The organism is Sinomonas sp. ASV486, assembly GCF_030908215.1.
In the GTDB taxonomy this organism is placed as follows: domain Bacteria; phylum Actinomycetota; class Actinomycetes; order Actinomycetales; family Micrococcaceae; genus Sinomonas; species Sinomonas puerhi.
This window is the reverse complement of sequence record NZ_JAVFJK010000009.1, coordinates 94,526-108,094: the sequence shown is the minus strand read 5'-3', so window position 1 is coordinate 108,094 and position 13,569 is coordinate 94,526. Positions and strand designations below refer to the sequence as shown.

Here is a 13,569-nt window from a genome sequence, read left to right as displayed (position 1 = left end):
TCCGCCCCTACGAGAGGACGAGACGATGCCCGCTCCGATCGTCCTCTCGGGCCGATACGAGCTCGGCGGCCTCATCGGCCGGGGTGGCATGGCGGACGTGTACGAGGGCCTTGACCTGCGGCTCGCCCGCACGGTGGCCGTGAAGATGCTTCGCCCCGACATGGCTCGGGACGGGCAGTTCCGGACCCGGTTCGAGCGCGAGGCACGCGCCGTCGCCGGCCTGAACCACCCCTCGATCGTTGCCGTGTACGACACGGGCGAGCACAACGCAGAGCCACTGTCCCCGCACAGCGTCGCCGTGCCGTACATCGTCATGGAGTACGTGGACGGTCAGACGCTGCGCGACCTCGCACGGGAGCGGAAGCTCTCCGTCGACGAATGCGTGGACTACACGCTCAGCGTGCTCGCGGCCCTCGAGTACAGCCACCGCCAGGGGATCGTCCACCGGGACATCAAGCCCGCCAACGTCATGGTGTGCGACGGTCCGGGCGCGGTCAAGGTCATGGACTTCGGCATCGCCCGTGCCACCGCGGACACCTCCGCGACCATGACCCAGACCCAGGCCGTGGTGGGCACCGCCCAGTACCTCTCCCCCGAGCAGGCGCAGGGCGAGACCGTGGACGCGCGCAGTGACCTGTACTCCACGGGCTGCCTCCTCTACGAGCTGCTCACCGGCAGGCCCCCGTTCGTCGGCGAATCGGCGGTCTCCGTGGCCCTCCAGCATGTCCAGTCCGCGGCGGCTCCGGCGGCGGAGTTCAATCCAGACGTCACCCCGGCGCTCCAGAGCGTGCTGGACCGCGCGCTCGAGAAGGACCCCGAGAACCGGTTCGCGAGCGCCGCGGCGTTCCAGCGCGCCCTCCGGGCAGCGCGGGCCGGGGTGTCCGTTCCTGCGCGGGCCGCAGCCATGGGTGCTGCTGCCGCGGTGGCAGCAGCGGCAGCAGCAGCGGCGGTGGGCTCTGTCGAGGGCGCGGACGACGACGGGATCCCGACCGTCGCCGTCGGCCTCGTCGGAGCGGGGGCTGCGGGAGCTGCCGGTGAATCGGCGCACGGCACCGAGAGCGCAGCGGGCACGGAGAGCACCGAAGGCTCAGCCGGCGGCGTAGGTGACGGGCCGCCGTCGTCGTCCCATCTCGGTGACACCGGCGAGATCCCCGCGGTCCCACCCCCGGCCGCCGGACTCATCCAGTTCGACGACGCCCGCGACGAGGAGCGCGCCCGGCGCGGGCGCGGGCGCCGGAGGACCTGGATCGTCGCCCTGATCATCGCCGCCCTGCTGATCGCGGGCGGCGGCGGGATCGTGCTGTACAACTACATGAACCAGCCCTCCGCGGTGCAGATGATCACGGTGCCCTCCGTGACGAACATGTCCGAGACGGAGGCTGCGCTCAAGCTGCAGGGGCTCGGGCTCCAGCCGGACATCAAGCACCCCAAGGATCCCTCCGTCCCCAAGGGCAAGGCGATCCGGACCGTGCCCGACGCGGGTACCCAGCTCGCAAAGGGCGCCTCGATCACGCTGGACATCTCGGACGGACCCTCCAACGCGGTCATCCCGGACTCGATCATCGGGGCGACCGAGGCCGGAGCCAGATCGACCCTCCAGGGCCTCGGACTCACGGTCAAGCCGCGCGCGGTGCAGGCCAACGATCCGAAGGCGCCGATCGGGACCGTCATCTCGACGAACCCGGGCGTCGGCCAGACCGTGGGCATCGGCACCGAGGTGGAACTCACGATCTCGAGCGGCAAGGTCGACGTTCCCGACGTCCGCGGCGAATCCGTGGACGCGGCGCGGAAGGCGCTCTCCGACAAGGGGCTCAGCGCGACCGTCCAGGAGCAGGAGAACTCCGTCGTTGCGCCGGGGACGGTCACCGATCAGTCGCCGCTGGGCGGCACCATCGATCAGGGCGGAACCGTGACCCTCATCGTGGCCAAGGCGCCAGCCCCGGCGCCGAGTCCTACGCCGAGCGCCACGCCGTCGCCGACGTCTTCGGCGTCCAAGAAGGGCAACGGGCCCTGACCCAGCCGGGCATGGGGCCCGCTGGCCCTCGGGTCAGCCTGCGGTGATGAGCGGGCTCAGGGTCGAGGCCTTCTCGGCTGCGCCGTGGAGCCCCAGGGACTCGAGCCACGTGCCGAGCATCTGGTAGCCGCCTTCTGTGAGCACGCTCTCGGGGTGGAACTGGACTCCGCAGAGGGGTGCCGAGCGGTGCTGGAGCCCCATGATGACGCCGGAATGCGTGTGGGCCGTGACCTCGAGGACGTCGGGGATGGTCTCGGCGACGGCCGCGAGCGAGTGGTACCGGGTGGCCGTGAGGGGACTCGGCAGGCCCTCGAATACGCTCTTGCCCTCGTGCTCCACGAGAGAGGTCTTGCCGTGCATGAGTTCGGGGGCATGCGTCACGGTTCCGCCGTACGCCTCGGCGAGGGCCTGGAGGCCCAGGCACACGCCGAACATCGGCTTCGCCTGCTCGCCGCACCACTTGATGAGCTCGATGCACACGCCTGCCTCGGCGGGATTGCCTGGTCCGGGTGAGATGAGCACGCCGTCGCGTGCGGCGGCAAGCTCGATCGCTTCGGCGAGCGAGACGTCGTCGTTCCTCACCACGGTCGTCTCGGCACCCAGCTGCTGGAGGTAGCCGACGAGGGTGTAGACGAACGAGTCGTAGTTGTCGATGACGAGGATGCGCGTAGACATGGAGCGGGCCAATCGTGGAGTGGGCGGGCCAGCGCGCCGGGATACACTGGCGTGCAGACCAGTGACAGTCACTGCAGACGTTTCAGACAGCAGAACACCCCGGCACATCGGCGGTGTCTGCAGGATACCAAGCGGGCAGCGCCGTGATCGAGGCGGGCCCCGAGGAGGTTCAGTGCCGGAGTCGACGGGCAAGCCCCAGCAGAAGGCCGCCCAGCGGAAGTCAGCGCCCAAGGATGCCGCGCGGGAGGCCGCGCGCCGGGCCGCCAAGAAGGCCAAGCGCCAGCGCCGCGCAGCCCGTGCTCAGGGGCCCACGCCGGAGTGGTACAAGTACGTCATGTTCGGGCTCATGGTAGTGGGCCTGCTCTGGATCATCACGTTCTACGTGACCCAGGGACTGTTCCCCTTCCCGCAGCTGGGGAACTGGAACATCATGATCGGGTTCGCGATCGCGATCACCGGGTTCCTCATGACTCTGGGCTGGCGCGGCAAGTAGTCGCTCCGGGCCCATCCGCCGGGCCGACCGCTCCGAACTGCAGGTGTGGAGACAGTATCAGTCCTTGCACGGCGCAGGTCAGCGTTCGCTGCGGCCGTCGCGGGTCCGCTGGCGGTAGGCCTGGGGTTGGCCGCCCATCTCGTCTCGGGCGGCGCGAGTCCCCCAGCCGTGGTGGTCGTGGCCCTTGCGGCCTCGGTGAGCCTGCTAGCCGCTGCGGCGGCGCGGGTACCGCTCGCCCCTTGGGTCCTCGGCGTGTCCAGCGGGCTCGTCCAGCAGGCGCTCCATCTGGCGTTCACTGCCCTCGCGGGCGCGAACGCGCCGCTCTTCCACCCCTCGGGGCATGTTCACGGAGCGGCCGCGGGGCCTGAGGTGGGTTCCTCGGTGTCAGCGCCAGTCGACCTGCACCTGCTCGTGGTGGTGCACGTCGCCGCAGCCCTCGTCACGGCCGTCGCGACCTTGGCGGCTCTCAGGGCTGCAGGGCGCCCACGCCGAGCGCGCGGGCAACGCCCAGCGCCGTCGACTCCCAGCCCGGCAGGAGGGGCCTCGCCGCGCGGGCCGCGGCCCGCCATCTGGCACGCACGGTAGGATCCGCGAGCCATCGTCCGAGCTCGGCGGTGAGGGGATCGGTTCCGCGCCCGGGAGTCCCTACGACCGTTCCGGCCGGTCCGAGGCCCCCCGCGAGCGAGAGGCCGAGCGCCTCGGCCGCGCCCGTTCCTGCGCCCACCAGTGCCGGCACCCCGCGCGCGAGCGATTCCGCGACGGCGAGCCCGAACGTCTCCGAGACAGAAGCGAGCACCGTGAGGTCCGTCCGCGACCACTCGGTCTCGAGCGCGGGCCCGCGCAGCTCGCCCGGGATCAGGACGCGGTCCGCGATCCCGAGCCGTGCAGCCTCCACGGCGACGGCGTGCGCGTAGCCCGGGTCCGCGGCGTCGTGACCCGCGAGCGTCAACGTCCACGGCATCTCCCGCAGCTCGCCGAGCGCGCGCACCAACCGCAGCTGCCCCTTCCCGGGCAGGAGCGCCGCGAGGCACAGCAGGTGCGGCGCTCGGCCTTCGGCAAGGCTCCCCGGGGCGGCTGGCACCCGCACGACGCCGGGCCTCGCCACCCGCGCGGACGTGCCGTAACGCTCGGCGAGACGCCGTGCAGCGAAGTCGCTGGGGACCAGGACGGTGCGCGCCGCGGCGAGGGCTTCGCGCTCGAGGGCCGCCGACCGTGCGGCCTCCTCTGCGGACAGACCGGGCGCGTCGGCGAGGGACATGTGGACCAGGATCCCGAGGGCCGCCCCGCTACTCGCAGCAGCCTGGGCCGCCGCGTACACCTCGTCGGGGGCCCCGAGCGCGAGGAGCCCATCGACGAGCACGGCCCGCCGGGCCGCAGGCGGGGCCGCCCCGGATGCGGGGGCCATCGCGCTGTTGCGGGCAGTTGCGCCCCCGTGAGTGTGCAGGGCTGCGGCGGACGCCACGTCGAGCGCCGCGGCGTCCGCGACGTCGAGCACCGCCGCATCCGGTAGGTCGAGCGCGACGCGGAGCCGGCGGCGGTCGGCGTCGGTGCCGACGGGCCACGCCCCCGGGACGCCTACAACCTCGACCGTCACCCCGAGGCCGCGGAGCGCGTCCGCGACGTGCGTGTTGTAGACCGTGCCGCCCGACGTGTACCCGAGGCCCTCAGGGACCACGAGCCGGATCACGGGCCCTGGCGCAGGCTGGAGCACAGGTCTGGTCCCGGGGCCCGGCATGTCAGCCGCGACGTCCGTCCCCGGCCGGGCGCAGCTCGAGGGCGCAGGAGGCCCATGCGTCCGGGTTCTCGCGCAGGGTGGCCTCGACGGCGGTGAGGTGGTCGAAGCGCCCGAGGTGCTCTGCCGCCGAGACGGCGACGTGCTGGGCGAGCACCTCGGTGGTGGTGAGGCGCCCGGAGAAGTCCGGGTGCTCGTCGAGGTTCCTGTACCGGAGGCCGTCAAGGATCGCGGCGAGGACTTCTGTGGCCTCCCCAATGTCCATCACGGTCGAGTTGGCATCCAGGGCCTCCGCGCGCAGGGTCAGCTCGACGACGAAAGTGGCGCCGTGGAGCCCCTGAGCCGGGCCGAACGCAGGGCGCGGGAGGCTGTGGGCGATCATGACGTGGTCGCGGACGGTCAGGCTGAACATGCTCCTCCTTGTCTGGGGCGCGCCGCGGTCACGGTGCGCCCGGGTAGCGGATCACGTGGCACAGGCCCGCACTGCCGTGGCCGGGATCCAAGAGCCTGTCCATCGTCGCGGGCAGATCGGCGAAGTCGGTCTCCTCGCCGAGGAAGGCGTCGAAGGCCTCGTCGGTCAGGAGCTGAAGGGCGAGGGCAAGGCGCTCCTGGGTGGTGCGGCGGTGCCTCCGCGGGAGGGCGACGGCGCCGACCTGGCTCGCGCGGAGCGACAGGCGCCTCGCGTGGAAGTCGGCGCCGAGCGGCACCTCGACGCTGCCGTCGCCGTACCAGGACAGCTCGACCACGTCGCCGTCGTCTCCCACCATCTCGAGGGACCTGGCGAGGCCCGCGGCGTTCCCCGAGGCGTGCACCACGATGTCGCAGTCCTCGGACGCGTCCTCGGGAAGCGCGACGTCGATGCCGAGCGCAGCCACGAGGGCGGCCCTGCCGGGATCGCTGTCCACGGCCTCGAGCCGGCCCAGGGGAAAGCGGCGCAGGAGGGCGGCGACGGAGGCGCCGATGAGCCCGAGGCCCACCACCGCGATCCGGTCGCCGATGCGCGGGCCGGCCTCCCACAGCGCGTTGACCGCCGTTTCCACGGCACCGGCGAGGAGGGCCCGGCGGGGCGGGACGGCGTCGGGCACGAGAGCGACGTGCGCGGCCGGCACGACGTACAGGTCCTGGTGTGGATAGAGGCAGAAGACGGCGCGGCCCACAAGCTCGGCCGGTCCAGCCTCGACGGTCCCGACGGAGAGGTACCCGTACTTCACCGGGGCCGGGAAACGGCCCTCCTGATGGGGCGCCTGCATGATGTCCGCAACTCGCTCGGGGACCCGGCACGCGTGCACGAGGTTCTCGGTTCCAGTACTGAGGCACGAGTAGAGCGTGCGCACGAGAGCCTCGCCATCGCCCAGAGGCGGGAGCGACTCGCGGCGGAGTTCCCCGCGGCCCGGCCCGACGGTCCAGTATGACGTGGCGGTCAGATCCGCGGAGTCGCTCGGCTGCGCCATGGATTCGACAGTACCCGGACGCGGGGCGGGTGAACCAGACCCGCGGCCGCGAGCCGAGGGCGGCCCCCGGTCACCGTCCTAGACTTGATGGATGACCACGGCCACCGCGCAGCAGACCAACGCCTACTTCGACGACACGTACCTCACCGAGACCGAGGCGACCGTGATCGCCTCCGGCGCGGGCGAGGATGGCGCGTGGGCCGCGGTCTCGCCGAACATCTTCTACCCCAAGGGCGGTGGCCAGCCCTCGGACGAATGCACGCTCGACGGCACCCCGGTCACCCTTGGGCGCAACGAGGACGGCCTCGTGACGATCTCGGGGATGCCCTCCGCGCCCGAGGTGGGTGCCGCCGTCGTGTGCCGGATCGACGCTGAGCTGCGCCGTCGCCACGCCGCGCTGCACACGGCGGGGCACATCCTCGGCCATCTCGGCCAGGCACGCGGCTGGCAGGACTCGGGGCACTCTCACTTCCCCGGTCAGGCACGCCTCGACTTCGACCCCGCCGGCCACGAGGACGAGCTCGCGACGCCCGAGCTGCGCGACGCCGTGCGCGCCGAGTTCCAGACGCAGATGGACGCGGTGCTCGCGCGCGGCGGTGACGTCTCCGCCTCCGTGGACGCCGATGGCCACCGCACCGTGACGATCCAGGGCGTCAATGCGGAACCGTGCGGCGGAACTCACGTTCGCACGCTTGCGGACCTTGTTGGTGTGAAGATCCTCGAGGTCAAGGTCAAGCGCGGTGCCATCAAGGTGCGGTACGAGGCGGAACACGCCCTCGGCTCCCCGTCTGGGCAGGGCGCCGCCTGATGCTCTGGGTGAAGATCTGCGGGCTGTCCACCCCCGAGGCCGTTGAGACGGCCGTCGAGGCCGGAGCCGATGCGGTGGGATTCGTGCTGGCGCCGGGGAGCCCCCGGACGGTCGACGCCGCTCAGGCGGCTTCGCTGGTCCGGGCCGCCCGGGACGCGGCGCGCCGGGCGGAACGGTCCATTGAGACCGTTGCGGTGGTGCGGAACCAGACGCTCGACGACGTTGCGCGGCTCGCGCGCGAGGCCGGCGTCGACACGGTGCAGCTCCACGGCGACGAGCCCGATGCGGTGGCGGAGGCGCTCCGCGCGGCCGGGTTCCGCGTGATCAGGGCCCTCTCAGCGGGCGACTACACGCGTCGGACCGCCGAGGGATGGTCGTCACCGGACCGGCTCCTGATCGATGCCGCGGTGCCGGGGTCCGGTGCCCGTTTCTCCGACGACGAGCTTGGGACTGCGCCCGAGGGCTTCTGGGCCCTGGCCGGGGGCCTCTCGCCCGAGAATGTGGCCTCTGCGGTCCAGGCGCTGGAGCCCACGGGCGTGGATGTCTCGAGCGGCGTCGAGTCCTCGCGCGGCGTCAAGGATCTGGGGCTCATCAAGGCCTTCATCGCGGCGGCCCGAACCGTCCTCTAGGCTGGCACCGCTCTCCAGGCCGCCACCCCTCCTCCAGACGGGCACCGCCCTCCAGACCGGCACCGGCACCGCCCCCATGCCGGCACCTCTCTCGTGTGCCGCGCGGGGTCATGCCGTGGCCGCCGAGCTTGAGTCGTGTCCTGGGGTCGGTCCTTCCCTGCCGCATTTCGCCTCCCCAGGACTTGCGCTCTCCTCCCCAGCACTTGAGCGCTCCTCCCCTGGACTTGCGCGCTCCTCCCCAGCTTTCGAGTCCCGCCCGCCATCGGCGATCGTGGGAACTCCCGCAACCACGCGGCGTCGTACGCCCCGCGGCTGGAGGAAGGCGGGAAAGCTGGGGAGGAGTGCAGCAAATGATGGGGAGGAGTGCTCTGAACCGTCCTCTGGAGGCCATCTGGGGGCCGCCCTCACGAGATGGTCCTCGGAAGATGGCCCCCAGCTGCTGACCCTCGGTGGGGAGGAGCACTCCCCACCATTGGGCGGTGAGCCGCGTCAGTGGTGGGCCGGACGCGCGGCGCGGGAGGTCGCCGTCGTGCGCCCGAGGATGAGCCCAAGGCCCAGCATGCCGACGCCGAGGAGTACGTGGAGGACGTTGTCGGCGGCGTTGAGCGGGACGAAGTTGCCCGCGGAGGCACCACCGAACACGAGTCCGTAGACGAACAGGACCAGGTAGATCGCGCCGCCCCAGACGAGGAACTGCTTCGCCCCGCCGGCCGAGGCGCCGAGTGCGAGACCGGCGATGCCGAACAGCAAATGGACCACGTTGTGCAGCACTGAGACCTGGAAGAGACCCAGGAGGTACGCGTCCGAGGCATGCCCGGCGAATCCGATGCCGGAGCCCGTGGTGATCCCGGGGATGAATCCGAGGACGCCGACAAGCAGGAACACGACACCGACCGCGCTCGCGGCGAGCTGGACGGCGGTGCGGCGGTGCGAGAGGACTGAGGTGGACATAGCTTCTCCTAACGGTGATCCGGCGCCCTTCCGGGGAGCCGGTGCGGTATGCCCGCACCTACTCTTCGGAGCCGCCGAACAGGCGGATTGGGCCAGCCCGGATTCCTCAGGAGAACTGTTGGACGAGGATCGGCGTGGTAGTCGGCCGCGCCGATCCCCCCGCCGGCTCGACCGTCACGCCAAGGACCGTCGCGGAGCCGATCCCACCCGCAAGCTCGTTCCAGGTGGTGCCCTCGCCGGCCACGAGGCCCGCAGGCTTCATGGTCCCGGACGCGTCGCCGAGCCAGAGCTCGTAGACGTGACCAGCCGCCGGAACCGGCATGCCGATGGTCACGACCCCGGCCACCGATTCCCGGTGCGAATGCGCGATCACCACCGTTCCGCCTCCGGGAACGCTGGCCTCCTGGATCGTCGCATCGGGCGCGCTGAGGATCCGGTTCATGACGCTGCCTGGCGCATCTGCGGCGGCTGCGAGCTGCCGCACGGCGTCGTCGCGCTGCTGCTGGGCCCGGAAGCCCCACACGCCGGCCGCGCCCGCGGCAACCAGAAGCACCGCAGCGGCCGCCGCGAGCCACCTGGCGGGGGCCGTGAACACGGCACCGCCGCCTTGCGCACGACGGCGGCGCGCGCCGAGGTCTGCAACCGTCGCTTCGGGTTGGGGCTCGGTTTCCTTGAGAGGTGACCCCGCATCCCCGGGACGTGACCCCGCATCGCTCGGACGTGACCCCGCGTCGGCGATCTCGAGCTGAGGGGTCACGGCGATCTGGGCCATGAGCCGGGCCTTGAGGTCCGGAGGCGGGGCTACCGGAGACGCGTCAGCAGCGAGGAGCGCAGCCGTCTCCGCCAGCTCGCGGGCCTCCTCGGCAACGGGGTCGCCGAACGTGAGGGTGCGCTCGAAGCGGCGCCGCTCCTCGTCGTCGAGCGCGTTGAGGGCGTAGGCACCGGTCAGCAGGTGCAGCTGATCATCCATGGCTCACTCCCAACACGTCTCTGAGGCGGATCATCCCGTCGCGGATTCTGGTCTTCACGGTGCCCAGGGGAAGCCCCAGGGCGGTGGCGACTTCCCCGTAGGTGTAGCCGCCGTAGTAGGCAAGGCGGATGGCCTGCTTCTGAACCTCGGTGAGGGACTCGAGGGCCTTGTTGACCCGCTCGCTCTCGAGGGCAACCTCGACGCGGTGCTCAACGTCGTTGTAGCTCTCCTGGTAGTCCTTGATCCCCTCGCGGAGGTCGCGGTCCGTAGAGGCTTGGGCTGCGCGGACTCTGTCCACCGCCCGGCGGTGCGCCATGACGGTGATCCAGGCCCGTGCGCGGCCCCGGTCCGCGTCGAACCTCTTGGCCTGCTGCCACACCTCGAGGAACACCTCCTGGGTGACCTCCTCGGACTGGGCCGGATCCCGGAGCACCCGCAGGACGAGGCCATGAACCAGTGGCGCGAGCACGTCGTAGAGATGCCCGAACGCCTCCTGGTCACCGCTCGCAATGCGGTCCATGAGCTCGTCGAGGTCCGGGGCAGGGGTCGCCCCGCCGTCGTAGTCGGGCATGTAGACCACTGTCTCACGGCTGCTCACTGTCCTCCGCCACTGTGACCTGTTTGACCTGGGGGATACACGACGGCGGGCCGGGGCCCCAGCGCCCGGCCCGCCGTCGTGCGCTCTAGTGCGCTGCGCGCCCGCCTACTTGGCCGGGGGCATCAGCACCGTGTCCACGAGGTAGACGGTCGCGTTCGCCGTCTGGACACCGCCGCAGATCACGTTGGCGCCGTTGACCTTGAGGCTGTTGCCGGAGCCGGTGACGGTGACGTCCTGGCCCTCGACCGTCTTGTGCGTCCCGGCAATCGAGGCAGGCTCGATCTGGCCCGGAACCACGTGGTACGTGAGAATCGTGGACAGCGTCTTGTCATCGGTCTTGAGGGACTCGATGGTCGCCGGATCGATCTTCGCGAACGCGCTGTCCACCGGGGCAAACACCGTGAACTGGCTCGAGTTGAGCGTGTCCACGAGGTTGACCTTCGGGTTGAGCTTGCCGGAGACCGCCGAGACGAGCGTCTTGAGGAGCGGATTGTTGGACGCCGCGACCGCCACGGGATCCGTGCTCATCCCCTGAACCGAGCCGGGTCCGGTCGGGACGGCCTTGGCGTAGTCGGCGCAGCCGGCGCCGACGAGGTTCGCTGCCGGGTCCTTCGTGGACATCGCCGACGGGCTCGCGGCCTTCGCCGAGCTGCTGGAGGGCGCGGACGACGACGCGGGGCCGGCTGCCGACGTCGACCCGCCACACGCGGCGAGGCCGAGGGCGCTGAGGGCCGCGAGGCCCACGACGGCCGACGTGCGCTGGATGATCTTCATGGCTTCACTCCTTGTTTCACGGGTGGCTTGCACCGGTTCTTCGGAGCAGTCGCGGGGACGGATTGGATGGTTGTCGGGCGCAGTCCAAACCCGATGGTTGAGCGGAGTCGAAACCTCAGCCCAACATCCCACGCAGCGTGAGGGCGTTGCGCACGGCGTTGCCTTCGCCGTCATTGTTGAAGTAGACGTAGACCTCGTGGCCGGACCGATCCCATTCGCGGATGCGCTCGGCCCACCAGCCGAGGTCCGCGTCCGAGTAGGAGCCGCCGTACAGGTTGTCGTGGTCTGGCCCGTGCAGGCGGACGTAGACGGTCTGGGCGGTCGCCTCCAGGATGCACGGGAGGTTGGCGCCGCTCATGATGCAGTAGGCCGCGCCGTGGCGCCGGAGGATGTCGAAGACCGCCGCGTCGTGCCAGGTCGGGTGGCGGAGCTCGACGGCAACCTGGATCCATTGCGGCAGGGCGCCGAGGAACCAGTCGAGGCGGGCGTCGTCGCGGGCGTGGTTCGGCGAGAGCTGGACGAGGAGCACGCCGCGGCGCGGACCGAGCTCGTGCCACGACTCCGCAATGCGCTCCGACCAGGCCTCCGGGGCGTAGAGCCGCTTGGCGTGGGTGAGCCCGCGGGGGGCCTTGACCGACATGAGGAAGCCCTCGGGGAGCCGACGACGCCAGCTCGCGAACGCCGTCGTGCGCGGCCACCGGTAGAAGCTCGCGTTGAGCTCCACCGTGGAGAAGCGGCTCGTGTAGATCCCGAGGCGGTCCCCCGGACGCGTTCCCGGCGGGTACGGGGCATCCGCCCAGTGGTCGTAGCTCCAGCCCGACGTTCCAATGTGCCACCCCATCCCCTCAGGCTAGCCGGACCTGGGAGGCTGACTTAGGCTGGGCGCACCCGAGACCGGAAGGCAGCCCGTGTCACCATTGCGCGGAATCCTTTTCGACGTGGATGGGACGCTCGTCGACTCCACGTACTTCCATACCCTCGCGTGGTGGTACGCGTTCCGCCGCTTCGGACACGACGTGCGGATGAACGAGATCCGCCGGCGTGTCGGAATGGGTGGGCAGAAGATCGTCGAGCACCTGCTAGGTGCGGAGCGGGACACGGCCCAGGACAGCGAGATCCTCGACACCCACGCCGCGGTGTTCTAGACGTTCTGGCCGCACCTGCGGCCGTTCGACGGCGCGCGCGACCTTCTCGCGCGGTACGAGGACGCGGGCCTCAGCGTGGTCCTGGCCTCTTGGGCACGGGAACAGGACCTGAGCGCGCTGCGCTCGGTCATCGATGCCGACGCGTTCGTGGACACCGCCACGAGCTCCGCGGACGCGGAGGAGCCCAAGCCCGCACCGGACATCCTCGTGGTGGCGCTCAAGGCCACGGGCCTGGAAGCCTCGGAGGCCTTGTTCGTCGGCGACGCCGTGTGGGACGTGCCTCATCGGTAGGCAGCTCGGGACCGGCTAGGCCGCCCCACCCCGTGATCCGGCTCCGATCCGAAGCCCTGCCGCGCCGCCAAACCTGTGGCGGGCGCGTTGCACTTGCTGTCCCGCGCCATGCGGCCGCCGGACGGGACGGCTGATCAGCACGCCGGCCCATACTGCACCGGCTATCTCGGCCACCTTGGTCACGACTGCGCCTGTGTCGATCGGCTCTCCCGCTCCGATCGACCACCCAGCCGCGCCACCGTGGTCGTGGGCGTCTCCGAGCGGAAGCCCCACGAACACCGCATAGAGCCACACGCCGACGAGCGCGACGTTGAGCACCACGAGCGTGAGGTGCGCGGCATGGCCAGGGCGCTCCACGACCGAGATCGCGAGGGCGAGCTGCAGGATCGCTGCGCCGAGGAAGCCTGCGCCAAGCAGCGCAGACTCTCCCCAGTGCTCGGGCACGAGGAGCAGATGGATCCAGCCGGCCACGAAGGCCGTCGCCCCGAGTCCGAGCCTCGCGCCGAGGCCTGCTCTCCCTTTTCCGGCGAGTCCCGCGCCGTTGAGTCCCGCGCGGTCAAGTCCCGCGCCGCGGGAGTTCTGTGGAAGCGGCAGGAAGACTGCCACCACGACGAGGGCCGCGCCCGCCGCGAGCACCCAGGGGCCGGGCCCCGGGACGGGCGAGGCCAGCGCCGCCGCAGGGCCCGGATCCGAAGCGTAGTCAGCCACGGACCGCGCGATCCACAGAGAGCCTGCCACCGCGGCCGACGCAGCACCCAGTGCGATCCAGCGGCCCGGAGCCCACGCGTAGCGGTGGGCGGCAAGGAGCAGGAGGGCGGACGCCGTGGCCAGCCCGGCGTAGGTGCCACCACCGGCCGCGATGCCGTTCAAGGGCGCGAATCCGTGGAATACGGTCACCCAGGGCAGCAGCAGGCCCGCCACTGCCGCGACGAGTGCGGCGAGCGCCATCGTCGTCGGCAGCGGGCCGCCCGCCCGGAGGCCCGGGTGCGCCAGCCGGCGCACCCGGGCTACCGAGAGGAAGCTGTGGGAGGCCACCCT

Annotated in this window: 14 protein-coding genes and 1 pseudogene; 5 read left to right on the top strand and 10 right to left on the bottom strand. The window is 71.4% G+C overall.

Annotated elements, in window-relative coordinates; translation table 11 throughout:
- Nucleotides 1–25 precede the first annotated feature (25 nt).
- Nucleotides 26–2,014, top strand: a complete 1,989-nt coding sequence (gene pknB, locus RBS60_RS13820) for a Stk1 family PASTA domain-containing Ser/Thr kinase (protein WP_307958149.1) — start codon at nt 26–28, stop codon at nt 2,012–2,014.
- A gap of 33 nt (nt 2,015–2,047) precedes the next feature.
- On the opposite strand, the gene RBS60_RS13815 is transcribed toward pknB, so the two are convergent.
- Nucleotides 2,048–2,689, bottom strand: a complete 642-nt coding sequence (locus RBS60_RS13815) for an aminodeoxychorismate/anthranilate synthase component II (RefSeq protein WP_307958148.1) — start codon at nt 2,687–2,689, stop codon at nt 2,048–2,050.
- A 172-nt stretch (nt 2,690–2,861) separates the two neighbouring features.
- Here RBS60_RS13815 and RBS60_RS13810 point away from each other — a divergent pair, with 172 nt between their 5' ends.
- Nucleotides 2,862–3,182: a cell division protein CrgA gene (locus RBS60_RS13810; RefSeq protein ID WP_307958147.1), complete on the top strand. Its 321-nt coding sequence runs from the start codon at nt 2,862–2,864 to the stop codon at nt 3,180–3,182.
- Between the two features lie 466 nt (nt 3,183–3,648).
- Here the strand turns inward: RBS60_RS13810 and RBS60_RS13805 are convergent, their stop codons facing one another.
- Genes RBS60_RS13805 through RBS60_RS13795 form a run of 3 tightly spaced genes read right to left on the bottom strand, consistent with a single transcriptional unit; the run spans nt 3,649 to nt 6,365 of the window.
- The gene (locus RBS60_RS13805; RefSeq protein ID WP_307958146.1) at nt 3,649–4,893 is read right to left on the bottom strand and encodes a glycosyltransferase; all 1,245 of its coding nucleotides are present in this window, start codon (nt 4,891–4,893) and stop codon (nt 3,649–3,651) included.
- A gap of 25 nt (nt 4,894–4,918) precedes the next feature.
- Nucleotides 4,919–5,326 (bottom strand): 6-carboxytetrahydropterin synthase, encoded by a 408-nt coding sequence (locus tag RBS60_RS13800; RefSeq protein ID WP_307958145.1) that lies wholly within the window; start codon nt 5,324–5,326, stop codon nt 4,919–4,921.
- 28 nt (nt 5,327–5,354) lie between these two features.
- Nucleotides 5,355–6,365 carry a dehydrogenase gene (locus RBS60_RS13795; RefSeq protein ID WP_307958144.1) on the bottom strand — a complete coding sequence of 337 codons (1,011 nt, stop codon included), beginning with the start codon at nt 6,363–6,365 and terminating at the stop codon, nt 5,355–5,357.
- 91 nt (nt 6,366–6,456) lie between these two features.
- Here RBS60_RS13795 and RBS60_RS13790 point away from each other — a divergent pair, with 91 nt between their 5' ends.
- Nucleotides 6,457–7,173: a hypothetical protein gene (locus tag RBS60_RS13790; RefSeq protein WP_307958143.1), complete on the top strand. Its 717-nt coding sequence runs from the start codon at nt 6,457–6,459 to the stop codon at nt 7,171–7,173.
- Nucleotides 7,173–7,802 (top strand): phosphoribosylanthranilate isomerase, encoded by a 630-nt coding sequence (locus tag RBS60_RS13785; RefSeq protein ID WP_307958142.1) that lies wholly within the window; start codon nt 7,173–7,175, stop codon nt 7,800–7,802. Before RBS60_RS13790 ends, RBS60_RS13785 begins: the two co-directional genes overlap by 1 nt.
- A 489-nt stretch (nt 7,803–8,291) precedes the next feature.
- On the opposite strand, the gene RBS60_RS13780 is transcribed toward RBS60_RS13785, so the two are convergent.
- The 5 genes from RBS60_RS13780 to RBS60_RS13760 form a co-directional block, all read right to left on the bottom strand.
- A complete protein-coding gene (locus RBS60_RS13780) occupies nt 8,292–8,753 on the bottom strand; it encodes a DUF4383 domain-containing protein (RefSeq protein WP_307958141.1) in 462 nt (153 codons plus the stop codon).
- A gap of 106 nt (nt 8,754–8,859) precedes the next feature.
- Entirely contained in the window at nt 8,860–9,723 is an 864-nt protein-coding gene (locus tag RBS60_RS13775; RefSeq protein WP_307958140.1) for an anti-sigma factor, read from the bottom strand.
- On the bottom strand, nt 9,716–10,294 hold the full coding sequence (gene sigK / locus RBS60_RS13770; RefSeq protein WP_307958235.1) for an ECF RNA polymerase sigma factor SigK: 579 nt from the start codon (nt 10,292–10,294) through the stop codon (nt 9,716–9,718). Before sigK ends, RBS60_RS13775 begins: the two co-directional genes overlap by 8 nt.
- Nucleotides 10,295–10,426: 132 nt before the next feature.
- A complete protein-coding gene (locus tag RBS60_RS13765) occupies nt 10,427–11,095 on the bottom strand; it encodes a fasciclin domain-containing protein (RefSeq protein ID WP_307958139.1) in 669 nt (222 codons plus the stop codon).
- Nucleotides 11,096–11,210: 115 nt separating this feature from the next.
- The gene (locus RBS60_RS13760) at nt 11,211–11,936 is read right to left on the bottom strand and encodes a DUF72 domain-containing protein (protein ID WP_307958138.1); all 726 of its coding nucleotides are present in this window, start codon (nt 11,934–11,936) and stop codon (nt 11,211–11,213) included.
- A gap of 67 nt (nt 11,937–12,003) precedes the next feature.
- On the opposite strand from RBS60_RS13760, the pseudogene RBS60_RS13755 reads away from it, so the two are divergent.
- A pseudogene (locus RBS60_RS13755) lies at nt 12,004–12,531 on the top strand (HAD family hydrolase).
- Nucleotides 12,532–12,546: 15 nt separating this feature from the next.
- Here the strand turns inward: RBS60_RS13755 and RBS60_RS13750 are convergent.
- Complete coding sequence (locus RBS60_RS13750) at nt 12,547–13,566, bottom strand: hypothetical protein (RefSeq protein WP_307958137.1); 1,020 nt, start codon at nt 13,564–13,566, stop codon at nt 12,547–12,549.
- Nucleotides 13,567–13,569: the final 3 nt, after the last annotated feature.

What these genes read in the sequence shown, in the direction of transcription:
- RBS60_RS13775 (WP_307958140.1), bottom strand. Translation starts at nt 9,723, where the DNA reads ATGGATGATCAGCTGCACCTGCTGACCGGTGCCTACGCCCTCAACGCG.
- RBS60_RS13785 (WP_307958142.1), top strand. Translation starts at nt 7,173, where the DNA reads ATGCTCTGGGTGAAGATCTGCGGGCTGTCCACCCCCGAGGCCGTTGAG.
- RBS60_RS13815 (WP_307958148.1), bottom strand. Translation starts at nt 2,689, where the DNA reads ATGTCTACGCGCATCCTCGTCATCGACAACTACGACTCGTTCGTCTAC.
- sigK (WP_307958235.1), bottom strand. Translation starts at nt 10,294, where the DNA reads ATGCCCGACTACGACGGCGGGGCGACCCCTGCCCCGGACCTCGACGAG.
- RBS60_RS13790 (WP_307958143.1), top strand. Translation starts at nt 6,457, where the DNA reads ATGACCACGGCCACCGCGCAGCAGACCAACGCCTACTTCGACGACACG.
- RBS60_RS13760 (WP_307958138.1), bottom strand. Translation starts at nt 11,936, where the DNA reads ATGGGGTGGCACATTGGAACGTCGGGCTGGAGCTACGACCACTGGGCG.
- RBS60_RS13800 (WP_307958145.1), bottom strand. Translation starts at nt 5,326, where the DNA reads ATGTTCAGCCTGACCGTCCGCGACCACGTCATGATCGCCCACAGCCTC.
- RBS60_RS13795 (WP_307958144.1), bottom strand. Translation starts at nt 6,365, where the DNA reads ATGGCGCAGCCGAGCGACTCCGCGGATCTGACCGCCACGTCATACTGG.
- RBS60_RS13780 (WP_307958141.1), bottom strand. Translation starts at nt 8,753, where the DNA reads ATGTCCACCTCAGTCCTCTCGCACCGCCGCACCGCCGTCCAGCTCGCC.
- pknB (WP_307958149.1), top strand. Translation starts at nt 26, where the DNA reads ATGCCCGCTCCGATCGTCCTCTCGGGCCGATACGAGCTCGGCGGCCTC.
- RBS60_RS13765 (WP_307958139.1), bottom strand. Translation starts at nt 11,095, where the DNA reads ATGAAGATCATCCAGCGCACGTCGGCCGTCGTGGGCCTCGCGGCCCTC.